This is a genomic window from Achromobacter ruhlandii (assembly GCF_902859695.1).
In the GTDB taxonomy this organism is placed as follows: Bacteria; Pseudomonadota; Gammaproteobacteria; order Burkholderiales; family Burkholderiaceae_B; genus Achromobacter; species Achromobacter ruhlandii.
This window is the reverse complement of sequence record NZ_CADIJL010000019.1, coordinates 25862-39147: the sequence shown is the minus strand read 5'-3', so window position 1 is coordinate 39147 and position 13286 is coordinate 25862. Positions and strand designations below refer to the sequence as shown.

Here is a 13286-nt window from a genome sequence, read left to right as displayed (position 1 = left end):
CTTTCGTTGATCGGGCGCAAGTCGGCCCCGGGCACAAATTGACGAGCGTTATATACCTATATATATTTCGTCACCGAGATTGATCTTGTCCGAGGAGAGATACATGTTCCGCAAACACCCGGTCCTGGCGCTGTCGCTGGCCCTCGCCGCCGCCTGGGCCCCCAGCGCCCACGCCGGCGACCTGGTCGTGTCCGCCGCCGCCAGCCTGACCAACGCGTTCAAGGACGTGGCCCAGGCGTACGAGAAGGAGCATGCCGGCACCAAGGTCATCCTGAACTTCGGCGCTTCCGACGTGCTGCTGCAGCAGATCGTCAAGGGCGCGCCCGCCGACGTGTTCGCGTCCGCCGACCAGAAGGCGATGGACAAGGCCGTCGAGGAAAAGGCCGTCAAGCCCGAATCGCGGGTGGATTTCGCCGCCAACCAGGTCGTGCTGATCGTGCCGACCGACAGCAAGGCCAACATCACCGCGCTCAAGGACCTGACGCGCGACGACATCAAGCGCATCGCCTACGGCAACCCGGCCTCGGTGCCGGTGGGCCGCTACACGCAGGGCGCGCTGCAGGCCGCCGGCCTGTGGGACGCGGTGCAGGCCAAGAGCGTGCTGGCGCAGAACGTGCGCCAGAGCCTGGACTACGTGTCGCGCGGCGAAGTGGACGCGGGCTTCGTGTTCGCCACCGACGCGGCAATCATGCCGGACAAGGTCAAGGTGGCGGTGCGCGTGCCGTCGCAGACACCGGTCACCTATCCCATCGCCGTGACGGCGCGCGATGCCGCCGCCCAGGAAGCCAAGCGCTTCGTGGCCTACGTGATGTCGCCCGCCGGACAGGAAATCCTGTCACGCTACGGCTTCCAGAAGCCTTGAGGACGCGGGCGGGTAGCCCACGCGGTCTGTGATGAGTGATCCGGTATGGGTGCCCCTGCTGCTTACCCTGAAAGTGGCGGGCTGGGCAACGCTGCTGGCCGCCGTGGCCGGCACCGCGGCCGCCTATGGCCTGTCGCGCTGGCGCTGGCCGGGCCGCGACCTGCTGGATGCCGTCCTGACCCTGCCGCTGGTGCTGCCGCCCACGGTGCTGGGTTATTACCTGCTGGTGCTGCTGGGACGGCGCGGCGTGCTGGGCGAGAAGCTGGCGGCGCTGGGCATTGAACTGGTGTTCACCTGGCAGGGCGCGGTCATCGCCGCGTCGGTGGTGGCCTTTCCGCTGGTGTTCAAGTCGGCCCGCGCCGCCTTCGAAAACGTCGATCCCCAATTGGAAAGCGCGGCCCGCGTGCTGGGCGTGCGCGAGGTCGGCGTGTTCTTTCGCGTGACCTTGCCGCTGGCGGCGCGCGGCATCGTGGCCGGCGTGCTGCTGGCCTTCGCCCGCGCGCTGGGCGAGTTCGGCGCCACCCTGATGATCGCCGGCAACCTGCCGGGCCGCACCCAGACGCTGTCGGTCGCCATCTACGAGGCGGTGCAGGCGGGCGACGACGCCACCGCCAATTTCCTGGTGCTGGTCACGTCCATCACCTGCATCGTGGTGCTGCTGGCGGCGGGCAGGCTGGTGCCGATCCGTTCCAGCCGGCGCGGAGGCGGGCGATGAGCGTCGATCTGCGCATACGCAAGAACATGGTGTCGGGTGAGCGTCACTTTTCCCTGGACGTGGCGTTCTCGTCCAAGTCCAAGCGCATCGCGCTGTTCGGCCCGTCGGGCGCCGGCAAGAGCCTGACGCTGCGGGCGGTGGCCGGCCTGCTGCGGCCGGACGCCGGCCGCATCGAGATCAACGGCCGGGTGCTGTTCGATTCCGACGCGCGCCTGAGCGTCGCGCCGCAGGCCCGCCGCGTGGCCTACCTGTTCCAGGACTACGCATTGTTCCCGCATCTGACGGTGGCGCAGAACATCGCCTTCGGCTCGCGCCGCGGCTGGCGCAATCCGCCGCGGCGGGCCGTGTCGGCCGAGGCGCGGCGCTGGGTCGACGCCTTCGAGCTGGGCGCGATCCTGGGCAGCTATCCGCACGAGATCTCGGGCGGCCAGAAGCAGCGCGTGGCCCTGGCGCGCGCGCTGATGCTCAAGCCGGAGATTCTGCTGCTGGACGAACCATTTTCGGCGCTCGACTCGCAACTGCGCGGCAAGATGCGCCAGGAACTGGATACGTTGCAGCGCCAGCTGGACGTGCCGATGCTGCTGATCACGCACGACCCGGCCGACGTCGAGGCGCTGGCCGATGAAGTGTTCGAGCTGCGCGACGGCAAGGTGCGCCGCCGCGATGAGGATGTCGGGCTCTGACGGACAGGGGCGGCGTGCCGCGCGTGGATGTCATAGCCGCCCCGCCAGGGCGGCCGCTCGGGGGCGGGTGTCCGCCCGGTGGGCGCGCGGTCAGTCCAGCACGCCCAGGATCACGCTTGATGCCTTGAAAATGGCGACTGCGGGTGCGCCTTCGCCCAACCCCAGGTCCTGCGCGCTATCGTTGGTGACGATGGCGGCCAGCGTGGCGCCGCCTTCCAGCCCGATCAGGATCTCGCTGTTGACCGCGCCGGTGCGCACCGCCGTGATGGTGCCCGCCAGCTGATTGCGGGCCGACAGGCGCAGGCCGGCGCCTGGCGCGCCGACGATGACCGACGAGGCCTTGACCAGCGCCAGCGCTTCCTTGCCGGGAGCCAGCTCCAGTTCCTGCGTGCTTTCGCGCGTGATGGTGGCGGTGATGACCTGGCCGCCAGCGATGCGCAGCCGGATTTCGTCGTTGACGGCCCCGGGACGGACTTCCATCACGGTGCCCATGAGCTTGTTGCGCGCGCTGGTTTTCAGCATGAATCGCCTCATCAGGTCAATGTCGCCGCTGGCATCCAGGCCGGCGCGCGCCAGGTTTTCCATGAATCTGCGGTGCTCGGCTTCCAGCGCCCGGAAGGTCGCGATCAGGCCGCGGGCGCGGTCGGTCAGGCGCGTGCCGCCGCCGCCCTTGCCGCCGGCCGCCCGCAGCACCAGCGGTTCGCCGGCCAGGTTGTTCATGGCGTCGATGGCATCCCAGGCGCCCTTGTAGCTCATGCCAACCGCGCGCGCGGCGGCCGTGATCGAGCCGGTGGCGTCGATCTGCGCCAGCAGGTCTATGCGGTTCCTGCCGCCCCAGTTCTGGGCGCCGGAACGAAACCAAATCGAGCCGTCGAGTTCCAACATCGGTATCAGGTGTGGTCAGGGTCTGGAAGCAACCCCGAGTGTAATGGAGCCAGGTCCGCCGTCCTTTGAGATATATCCGATGAGAATGAGATGCTGTTGAAACTTTATCCGCTTCGCGGCACTATGAATGCGCTCAGGGTGTGTTGATGGATGTTGACATCGGGGGCCGGCTCGCGGCCCCGCCTTCTTGGAGATCGACATGAAAGCGCTGAAAATGCTGGCATCGGGTTCCATGGCGACACTGTTGGCGGCCTGCGCCTCCGGACCCACCGTCAAGGGCGACTACGATCGCCAGGCCGACTTCTCGCGGTACCGCACCTTTGGCTACATGTCGCCGTTGGGCACCGACAAGGCGGGCTACAGCACCCTGCTGACCGAGCGGCTCAAGGACGCCACCCGTGGCCAGATGGAAATGCGCGGCTATGTCTACGACGCCGCCAATCCCGACCTGCTGGTCAATTTCAATGGCAAGCTGCAGCAAAAGACCCAGGTGACCGAGGCGCCGCCGGCCATGGGGCCGTACTACGGCTACCGCGCCGGCTTCTACGGCGGCTGGCCCGGCTACGGCTGGGGCGACACCGTCTACCAGTACACCGAAGGCACCCTCAACATCGATTTGGTGGACGCGCGCCGCAAGCAGATGGTGTGGGAAGGCGTGGCCGTCGGCGAGGTACGGAACCCCGAAATGGCGACCTCGCCGCAGAGCATCGACAAGGCCGTGGCCGACATCTTCGCCAAGTATCCGTTCCGCGCCGGCGTGGCCGCGCCGCAGGGGCCGGACAAGACCAAGCCCTAGTATCCCAAGGAACCGCCGCATGAGTACTCGCCGCAAGGCCGCATCCCCCGACACCGGCGCGACGCCGTCCTATGAAACCGTGGCCCTGGTGCTGCAGGGCGGGGGCGCCCTGGGATCCTACCAGGCCGGGGTGTACCAGGGGCTGCACGAGGCGGGGATCCGACCCAACTGGATTTCCGGCATCTCCATCGGATCGATCAACGCGGCCATCATCGCCGGCTCGCCCGAGGACGAGCGGGTCGAGCGGTTGCGCGGGTTCTGGGAAAGCATCTGCCGGCCGGCGGGGTTCGCCTCGGTGCCCTGGGGCGACACCCTGGCCGGCATGTTCGAGGGGATTCCATTCGGTTTCGGCTCGCCGGCCATGAATGGCCAGCTGTCGGCCTTCCAGGCGCTGTTCTCGGGCCAGCCGGGTTTCTTCAAGCCGCGCTTCCCGCCGCCGTACTGGATGCATGGCAAGGGCGCGGCCTCCACCAGTTTCTACGACACCACGCCGCTGGCCGCGACGCTGCGCCAGTACATCGATTTCGACCTGCTCAATTCGGGCGCGGTGCGCGCCAGCTTCGGCGTGGTCAACGTGCGCAGCGGCAACTTCGCCTATTTCGACAGCCGGACGCATACACTCGGCCCCGAGCACATCATGGCCTCGGGCGCCTTGCCGCCCGGTTTCCCGTCGGTCGAGATCGACGGCGAGCATTACTGGGATGGCGGCGTGGTCTCCAACACGCCGCTGGCCCAGGTGCTGACCAGCGACACCATGCGCGACACGCTGGCGTTCCAGGTGGACCTGTGGCCCGCCCGGGGCGGCCTGCCGACCACGCTCGAAGAGGTGGCCGAGCGCCAGAAGGACATCCAGTATTCCAGCCGGACCCGCATGGTCACGGACCAGCTGCGGCGGGTGCTGAAGCTGCGCCATGGCTTGCAGCAACTGCTCGAGCGCCTGCCCGAAAAGGAACGCGGCGCGCCCGAGCTGGCCGAGATCCGTCGTCTGGCCAAGACGCCGGCCACTAACATCATCAACCTGATCTACGAGTCCAAGCATCGCGAGCGTTTCTCCAAGGACTATGAATTCGGCACCGAGGCCATGCGCGAGCACTGGGAATCGGGCCTGGCCGATATCCGCCAGACGCTGGCCAAGCCCGGCATCCTGGCGCGTCCCACCCAGGACAGTTGTTTTGTCACGCACGACATCCATCGCAACGGCACGCATACGTCTTGATCCAGGCACGGATTGACTAGGACGTGTCTGATTCCCGGGGCGGGGCGCCGCATAACGGCGTCAAGAACGGTAGTCTTTCGGCAAGACTTGAAACCTTGTTTCGGCGCCGGGCCACCGTCATTCCGGTGGCCCGGCCCGATGGAGACACCGCATGAGCCAGCCCGCCCCGTATTCCGCCCCGTCCGCCCCGCAATCCACGCCGTCCGGACCCGCCGCCGCGACGATGCCGCCGGGCGATCCCCAGGTGGCCGCAACCGCCGAGCGGGCCGGCGGACCCTTCCCGGTGCGCCTGGATGGCTGGTGGAGCCTGCTCTACCATGGCTGGACCCTGCTGACGCCACAGGGCACCCGGCTGGACCTGACCGAAGTCGAGCGCGCCTGCTTCCAGTGCCTGCTGCGCAACCCGCGCAAGGAACTGCTGCGCGAAGAACTGGCGCTGCTGCGTGAGGAACTGATGCTGCCGCGCCAGAGCACCAATCTGCGTGCGCTGAACGTGGCGATCTGCCGCCTGCGGCGCAAGGTGCGCCAGGCGGGCGGGCGCCTGCCGCTGCATACCGTGCACGGCGTGGGCTATGTGTTCCTGGGCAACCTGCAAGAAGTGGCCGACGTCTGATCGGCGTTGTTTTCTTCCCCTCCGCAACGCCGCGCGAGCCCGTGAAAATCCGTGATTTCCCCAATAACTGAGTTACATTAACGGGCTATTCACGTGTCATTGGCGGGGCGCAGGGTGTTGCTTTGATCGCAAACGTTTATTGCGGTCAAATACGGCGGTCGGACACGGCCGCGCAAGCCCGCGACCGCCCTTCGGCAACCGGACTCGGCAGTCGGCAGACGCCGTTACATTGTTGCGGTCGCTTGACGCGGTTAACTTCGCGGGGGTTTCAATGCGGTTTTCGCCTAAACGTGTCTCAGGTCTGGCTCTTTCCGGTGGTGTCCTCGCGCTGTTGTTGGCGGGCTGCGGTGAAAAACCGCAAATGAACCCTGGCATGCCCCAGGTCAGCGTCATCACGGTGCAGCCGCAGCGCACCCCCATCGTTTCCGAACTGCCCGGCCGCGTCGACGCGGTGCGCGACGCCCAGATCCGCTCGCGGGTCACCGGCATCGTGCAGAAGATCACCTTCGAGCAAGGGGGTGACGTCAAGGAAAACCAGCTGCTGTTCAAGATCGATCCGGCGCCCTACAAGGCCGCCTACGACCAGGCCACCGCGCAGCTCAAGCAGGCGCAGGCCAATCTGTTCAGCGCCAAGCTGCTGGCCGATCGCTACGCGCCGCTGGTCAAGGCCAACGCCGTCAGCAAGCAGGAATACGACAACGCCGTGGCGGCGTACCGCCAGGCCGAGGCCACCGTGGCCGCCGCCAAGGCGACGCAGGACAACGCCTCGATCAACCTCGGCTACACCGACGTCGTTTCGCCCATCACGGGGCGCATCGGCAAGCCGCTGGTGACCGAAGGCGCGCTGGTCGAGGCCACCTCGGCCACGCAGATGGCCACCGTGCAGCAGCTCGACCCGATCTACGTCGACTTCACCCAGTCCACCTCCGACCTCGCCGCATTGCGCCGCGCCTTCGCCAGCGGCAAGCTGCAGCAGGTGGGCAAGGACGCCGCGCGCGCCACCGTGGTGCTCGAGGACGGCACCGAGTACGACCGCCCCGGCAAGCTGCTGTTCACCGGCATCACCGTCGATCCCAGCACCGGTCAGGTCAACCTGCGCGCCGAGGTGCCGAACCCCGACGGCATCCTGCTGCCCGGCATGTACGTGCGCGTGCGCCTGGAGCAGGGCGTGGACGACCAGGCCCTGCTGGTGCCGCAGCAGGCCCTGCAGCGCACGGCCGACGGTTCGCAGAGCCTGATGCTGGTCAAGGACAACAAGATCGAACAGTTGCCCGTCACCACCGGCGGGGCCATCAAGAACGACTGGATCATCACCAGCGGCCTGAAGGCTGGCGACGTGGTCGTGGTCGAAGGCTTCCAGAAGATCCGACCCGGCGCGCCGGTGCAGGCCAGCCCCTGGAACAAGGCGGGCGGCGCGCCCGCCGCGGGCGGGCAGCCGGCGCAGCCCGGCGCCAAGCCCGCGGATCCGGGCGCCAAGCCGGCCCAGCCGGCGCAACAGGCCCCGCAGAAATCGTAAGCGGCTCGCAGCGCAACGCGCTGCGTTCCTCTTTGGTGAGCATCGCTTTCAGAGTCAGCCCACATGCCGCAATTTTTCATTGATCGACCAATCTTCGCCTGGGTAGTCGCCCTGTTCATCCTGTTGGCGGGGATACTGGCCATCCCGAACATGCCGGTGTCGCAGTACCCCGACGTGGCGCCGCCGGCCATCACCATCACCGCGACCTATCCGGGCGCGTCGGCCAAGGAAGTGGCCGAATCGGTCACCAGTATCATCGAGGACAAGCTCAACGGCGCCAAGGGCCTGATCTACTACGAGTCGGTCAGCGATTCCTACGGCACCTCGACCATCACCGCCACCTTCGCGCCCGGGCGCGATCCCGACCTGGCGCAGGTGGACGTGCAGAACCGCGTGTCCAACGTGATCGCCCAGTTGCCCGCCGCCGTGCAGCAGCAGGGCCTGAAGTACGAGCAGACCAGCACCGGCTTCCTGATGATCGTGACGCTGTCGTCCACCGACGGCTCGCTCGACCAGACGGCGCTGGCCGACTACATCACCCGCAACGTCCAGAACCCGGTGTCGCGGGTGTCGGGCGTGGGCCAGTTCCAGCTGTTCGCGGCGCCGCGCGCCATGCGCATCTGGGTCGATCCGGCCAAGCTGGTGGGCTTCAGCCTGAGCATGGCCGAGGTCAACCAGGCCATCTCGTCGCAGAACGTGCTGGTGTCCGGCGGCAGCATCGGCGCGCCGCCCAACCCCGACTCGCAGCGCATCACCGCCACGGTGGTGGCCAACGGCCAGCTCAGCACGGTGGAAGGTTTCGGCAAGATCGTGCTGCGCGCCAACACCGACGGCTCCAAGGTGCTGCTGCGCGACGTCGCCCGCATCGAGGTCGGCGCCGACAACTACCAGTTCGGCGCGCGCCTGAACGGCAAGCCGACGGCGGCCTTCGCCATCGTGCTGTCGCCTGACGCCAACGCGCTGGCCACCGCCCAGGGCGTGCGTCAGCAGATGGATCAGCTGTCCAAGTACTTCCCCGGCAACATCACCTACGCCATCCCCTACGACACCGCGCCGTACGTCAAGGTCTCGATCGAGCAGGTGCTGCACACCCTGGCCGAAGCCATGGTGCTGGTGTTCCTGGTGATGTACCTGTTCCTGCAGAACGTGCGATATACCCTGATCCCGGCGCTGGTGGTGCCGGTGGCCATGCTGGGGTCGTTCGCGGTCATGCTGGGGCTGGGCTTCTCGATCAACGTGCTGACCATGTTCGCCATGGTGCTGGCCATCGGTATTCTGGTGGACGACGCCATCGTGGTGGTCGAGAACGTCGAGCGGATCATGGCGACCGAAGGCCTGCCGCCCAAGGAAGCCACCAAGAAGGCCATGCCGCAGATCAGCGGCGCCATCATCGGCATCACGCTGGTGCTGGTGACGGTGTTCCTGCCGCTGGCCTTCATGAGCGGGTCGGTGGGCGTGATCTACCGCCAGTTCTCGGTGGCCATGGCCGTGTCGATCTTCTTCTCGGCGCTGCTGGCGCTGACCTTCACGCCGGCGCTGTGCGCGACCATCCTCAAGCCGGTGCCCAAGGGACACCACAACGACAAAAAGGGCTTCTTCGGCTGGTTCAACCGCAAGTTCGACGCCACCACGCATGGCTACCAGAACTGGGTCTCGCGCATTTTGCACAAGGGCGGCCGCATGATGCTGGCGTTCCTGGTGCTGGTGATCCTGCTGGGCTGGCTGTACCTGCGCCTGCCGTCTTCGTTCCTGCCGGAAGAAGACCAGGGCTACGTCATCAGCAACATCGAGCTGCCCACGGGCGCCAGCGCCAACCGCACGGTGGAGGTGATCGAGGAGGTCGAGGCCTATTTCCGCCAGATCCCCGCGGTCGAGAACATCATTACCGTGCAGGGCTTCAGCTTCAACGGTAACGGCCTGAACGCGGCCATCGCTTTCACCACGCTCAAGGACTTCAAGGACCGCAAGGGCAAGGGCGATTCGGCCGGCGCGATTGCGTTCAATGCATTCCAGAAGCAGCTCATGGGCATCCACGACGCCCAGGTGTTCACGCTCGTGCCGCCAGCCATCTCGTCGCTGGGCAACGCCACCGGTTTCGACCTGCGCCTGCAGGACCGCGGCGCGGCCGGCACCGAGGCGCTGGCCGCGGCCACCGGGCAACTGATGGGCATGGCCATGAAGAGCCCGGTGCTGTCGCAGGTGCGCATCACCGGCCTGTCGGCCGGCACGCAACTGACGTTGGACATCGACCGCGACAAGGCCGCCGCGCTGGGGGTGAATTTCGACGAGGCCGCCTCGCTGATCTCCACCGCCGTCGGTTCAGCCTACCTGAGCAAGTTCCCCAACCTGGGCCGGATGCAGAACATCTGGGTGCAGGCGGATGCGCCGTACCGCATGCAGCTGTCCGACGTGCTCAAGCTGAACGCCCGCAACACCCAGGGTGGCATGGTGCCGCTGTCGTCGTTCGTCACCGCCAAGTGGTCGCAAGGCCCGGTGCAGGTGGTGCGCTACAACAGCTACGAATCGATGCGGATCGGCGGCAGCGCCGCGGCCGGTTACACCACCGGCCAGGCCATGGAGGAAATGCAGAAGCTGGTGGGCCAGTTGCCGCAGGGCTTCGGCTACGAGTGGACCGGGCTGTCCTACCAGGAACGCCAGGCCGGCAACCAGGCCCCGATCCTGATGGGCCTGTCGCTGCTGGTGGTGTTCCTGGTGCTGGCCGCGCTGTACGAAAGCTGGGCCATTCCGATCTCCGTGATGCTGGTGGTGCCGCTGGGCATGCTGGGCGCGGTGGCGCTGGTCAGCGCGCTGGGCATGTCCAACGACGTGTACTTCCAGGTGGGCATGGTGACCGTGATCGGGCTGGCGGCCAAGAACGCCATCCTGATCGTGGAATTCGCCAAGGACCAGTACGCGCGCGGCATGGGGCTATATGAAGCGGCGGTGGAAGCCGCGCGCCTGCGGTTCCGGCCGATCCTGATGACCTCGCTGGCCTTCATCCTGGGCGTGGTGCCGCTGGCCATGGCCACCGGCGCCGGCGCCGCCAGCCAGCGCGCGGTGGGCCTGGGCGTGCTGGGTGGCATGCTGGCCGCCACGCCGTTCGCGGTGATTTTCGTGCCGACCTTCTTCGTGGTGGTGCTGGGCCTGTTCAAGACCAAGCCGCGCCTGCTGGGCGCCGAGCTGCGCGCCTTCGAGGAAGAGCAGGCGGCCAAGAAGGCGGCCGCGGGGCAGACCCCGCCGGACGCTCCCGCACAACCCAACGGTGGCCAGGAGGGCAAGGAATGAGCGCCCTGATGTTCAAACAGACCGCCTTGTCCGCCTTCGTGGCGGTGGCGTTGGCCGGCTGCTCGCTGGCGCCCGACTATAAGCGTCCCGACGCGCCGGTTTCCGGCAACTGGCCGGATCAGCCCAAGGTGCAGTACGGCGCATACGCCACGCCCATGTCGCTGGGCACGCAGCCCGCGGCGGCGGTGGCGCCGCAGGCCGGCACGCCGGCAGCCGACCTGGGCTGGCGCGATTTCTTCCGCGATCCGCGCCTGCAGCGCCTGATCGAACTGGCGCTGGTCAACAACCGCGACCTGCGCGTGGCGGTGCAGCGCGTCGAAGAGGCGCGCGCCCAGTACGGCGTGCAGCGCGGCGCGCAATGGCCCAGCATCGGCGCCGGCATCCAGGGCCAGCGCCAGCGCTTGCCCGAGAACATGCGCCAGCCGGGCGCCGGTTCGATCAGCAGTTCGTACCAGGCCGGCATCGGCCTGACCACGTTCGAGATCGACCTGTTCGGCCGCCTGCGCAGCCTGTCGGAAGCGGCGTACCAGCAGTACCTGTCGACCGAGCAGGCGCAAAAGAGCACCCACATCACGCTGATCGGCGCGGTGGCGCAGTCGTACTTCAACCTGCGCGCCGCCCAGGTGCAGCTGGAACTGACCCAGCGCACGCTGGCCTCGCGCCAGGAGTCGTACAACCTGGTCAAGCGCCGCTTCGATGGCGGCGTGGCGTCCGAACTGGACCTGAACCAGTCCAAGTCGCTGCTGGACACGGCATCGGCCGACCTGGCGCAACTGGCCCGGGCCCAGGCCCAGGCCGTCAATGCGCTGGTGCTGCTGCTGGGCACGCCGCTGCCCGAGGACCTGCCGCCGCCGGCCACGTTCGGCCGCGACCAGTTGCTGGCCACGGTGCCGGCCGGATTGCCGTCCGACCTGCTGGAGCGTCGTCCGGACATCCTGGCCGCCGAGAACAACCTGAAGTCGGCCAACGCCAACATTGGCGCGGCGCGCGCGGCGTTCTTCCCGACCATCTCGCTGACCGGGCTGTTCGGCGTGGCCAGCCCGTCGCTGGATACCCTGTTCAAGGGCGGCCAGGGCTACTGGAGCTTCTCGCCGTCGATCACCACGCCGCTGTTCGCCGGCGGCAGCATCCGCGAAGGCTTGAACCTGGCCAAGGCCCGCGACAACATCGCCGTGGCGCAGTACGAGCAGACCATCCAGCAGGCGTTCCGCGAGGTCTCGGACGCGCTGGCGGGCGAGGCTACCTATGGCGCGCAGCTGGACGCCCAGCGCGCGTTGCAGGATTCGTCGGCGCGCACCCTGGAACTGTCGAACCTGCGCTATACCAATGGCATCGACAGCTACCTGCAGGTGCAGACCGCGCAAGTGGACTTTTTCAATGCCCAGCTGGCGCTGGTGCAAACCGGCCTGGCCGCGCTGATCAACCGTGTGGAACTCTACAAGGCGTTGGGCGGCGGCTGGGAAGAAACAACGAAAGTGCAATGATAGAACTTGGTGTAAACATCGATCACGTCGCGACCCTGCGGCAACAGCGTCACACGACCTATCCCGACCCGGTGGCCGCGGCGCTGCGCGCCGAGGACGCCGGCGCCGACCTGATCACGCTGCATTTGCGCGAAGACCGCCGCCACATCCAGGACGCCGACGTCTACGCGATCCGGCCGCAATTGCGCACGCGCATGAACCTGGAATGCGCGGTCACGCCCGAGATGCTGGAGATCGCCTGCGCGGTCAAGCCCAATGACGTCTGCCTGGTGCCGGAAAAACGCACCGAACTGACCACCGAAGGCGGGCTGGAAGTGGCCGGCGCGCTGTCGGCGGTGACGGACGCGGTCGGCCTGCTGACCGAGACCGGCATCCGCGTGTCGCTGTTCATCGATCCCGATCCGGCGCAGATCGCCGCCGCCGCCCGCGCGGGCGCGCCGGTCATTGAACTGCACACCGGCGCCTATGCCGAAGCCGAGGGCGACGCCGCCCTGGCCGAGCTGGAGCGCATCCGCGTGGCGGTGGCCGAAGGGCTGCGCCATGGCCTGCGCGTCAACGCCGGCCATGGACTGCACTATGGCAACGTCAAGCCGGTGGCGGCGCTGGACGGCATTTCCGAACTCAACATCGGCCATGCCATCGTGGCGCAGGCGGTGTTCGACGGCTGGGAAAAGGCCGTGCGCGACATGAAGGCGCTGATGGTGCAGGCCCGCCTGGAAGCGCTGCGCGGCCGTTGAGCCCGGGCCCGATCCCCTTGAACGGCGCCGCAGCGATGTCCCAGCCCGAAGCCCCTCTCGCCGTCCCCGCGCCGGCCGCCATCGGCGGCATCGGCATGGACCTGCTGCGCATCGATCGCATCGAGCGCGCGCTGGCGCGCCACGGCGACCGTTTCGCCGAGAAGATCCTGGGGCCCGAGGAGCTGGCCAAGTTCCATGTCCGCCGCGCCCGCGACCCGGTGCGCGGCGTGCGCTTCCTGGCGACGCGCTTTGCCGCCAAGGAAGCGTTCTCCAAGGCGGTGGGGCTGGGCATGCGCATGCCCATGACCTGGCGCCGGGTGCAGACGCTGAACGCGCCCGGCGGCCGGCCGGTGCTGGTGATCGCCCCTGAACTGCTGGAATGGTACGTGCAGCGCTTTGGCGCCGCGCACGTTTCCATTACCGATGAATCCGACATGGCCGCCGCCTACGTGGTGGTCGAACGCAAGCCCTGACGCCCGCGGGCCGGCTTGCAA

Annotated in this window: 12 protein-coding genes; 11 read left to right on the top strand and 1 reads right to left on the bottom strand. The window is 67.7% G+C overall.

What is annotated here, in order from left to right; genetic code table 11:
• Positions 1 to 103 precede the first annotated feature (103 nt).
• The 3 genes from modA to HV742_RS20855 are packed head-to-tail and all read left to right on the top strand — an operon-like array spanning position 104 to position 2260.
• Positions 104 to 862, top strand: a complete 759-nt coding sequence (gene modA, locus HV742_RS20865) for a molybdate ABC transporter substrate-binding protein (protein WP_068950406.1) — start codon at positions 104 to 106, stop codon at positions 860 to 862.
• 31 nt (positions 863 to 893) lie between these two features.
• Positions 894 to 1577 (top strand): molybdate ABC transporter permease subunit, encoded by a 684-nt coding sequence (gene modB, locus HV742_RS20860; RefSeq protein WP_175146267.1) that lies wholly within the window; start codon positions 894 to 896, stop codon positions 1575 to 1577.
• Positions 1574 to 2260: an ATP-binding cassette domain-containing protein gene (locus HV742_RS20855; protein WP_175146266.1), complete on the top strand. Its 687-nt coding sequence runs from the start codon at positions 1574 to 1576 to the stop codon at positions 2258 to 2260. The genes modB and HV742_RS20855 overlap by 4 nt, the downstream gene beginning before the upstream one ends.
• Positions 2261 to 2350: 90 nt before the next feature.
• On the opposite strand, the gene HV742_RS20850 is transcribed toward HV742_RS20855, so the two are convergent.
• Positions 2351 to 3145: a TOBE domain-containing protein gene (locus HV742_RS20850; RefSeq protein WP_049072749.1), complete on the bottom strand. Its 795-nt coding sequence runs from the start codon at positions 3143 to 3145 to the stop codon at positions 2351 to 2353.
• 199 nt (positions 3146 to 3344) lie between these two features.
• Here HV742_RS20850 and HV742_RS20845 point away from each other — a divergent pair, with 199 nt between their 5' ends.
• The 8 genes from HV742_RS20845 (at position 3345) to acpS (ending at position 13265) form a co-directional block, all read left to right on the top strand.
• Entirely contained in the window at positions 3345 to 3941 is a 597-nt protein-coding gene (locus tag HV742_RS20845; protein WP_175146265.1) for a DUF4136 domain-containing protein, read from the top strand.
• 19 nt (positions 3942 to 3960) lie between these two features.
• Positions 3961 to 5157, top strand: a complete 1197-nt coding sequence (locus tag HV742_RS20840) for a DUF3734 domain-containing protein (RefSeq protein ID WP_175146264.1) — start codon at positions 3961 to 3963, stop codon at positions 5155 to 5157.
• Between the two features lie 151 nt (positions 5158 to 5308).
• Positions 5309 to 5770: a winged helix-turn-helix domain-containing protein gene (locus tag HV742_RS20835; RefSeq protein ID WP_407061245.1), complete on the top strand. Its 462-nt coding sequence runs from the start codon at positions 5309 to 5311 to the stop codon at positions 5768 to 5770.
• Between the two features lie 271 nt (positions 5771 to 6041).
• The gene (locus tag HV742_RS20830) at positions 6042 to 7286 is read left to right on the top strand and encodes an efflux RND transporter periplasmic adaptor subunit (protein WP_049072751.1); all 1245 of its coding nucleotides are present in this window, start codon (positions 6042 to 6044) and stop codon (positions 7284 to 7286) included.
• 63 nt (positions 7287 to 7349) lie between these two features.
• Complete coding sequence (locus HV742_RS20825; RefSeq protein WP_049072752.1) at positions 7350 to 10571, top strand: efflux RND transporter permease subunit; 3222 nt, start codon at positions 7350 to 7352, stop codon at positions 10569 to 10571.
• Entirely contained in the window at positions 10568 to 12055 is a 1488-nt protein-coding gene (locus tag HV742_RS20820; protein ID WP_059272139.1) for an efflux transporter outer membrane subunit, read from the top strand. The genes HV742_RS20825 and HV742_RS20820 overlap by 4 nt, the downstream gene beginning before the upstream one ends.
• Complete coding sequence (gene pdxJ / locus HV742_RS20815) at positions 12052 to 12792, top strand: pyridoxine 5'-phosphate synthase (protein ID WP_054503224.1); 741 nt, start codon at positions 12052 to 12054, stop codon at positions 12790 to 12792. The genes HV742_RS20820 and pdxJ overlap by 4 nt, the downstream gene beginning before the upstream one ends.
• A 35-nt stretch (positions 12793 to 12827) precedes the next feature.
• Positions 12828 to 13265 carry a holo-ACP synthase gene (gene acpS / locus HV742_RS20810; protein ID WP_175146263.1) on the top strand — a complete coding sequence of 146 codons (438 nt, stop codon included), beginning with the start codon at positions 12828 to 12830 and terminating at the stop codon, positions 13263 to 13265.
• The last annotated feature ends 21 nt before the right edge of the window (positions 13266 to 13286 follow it).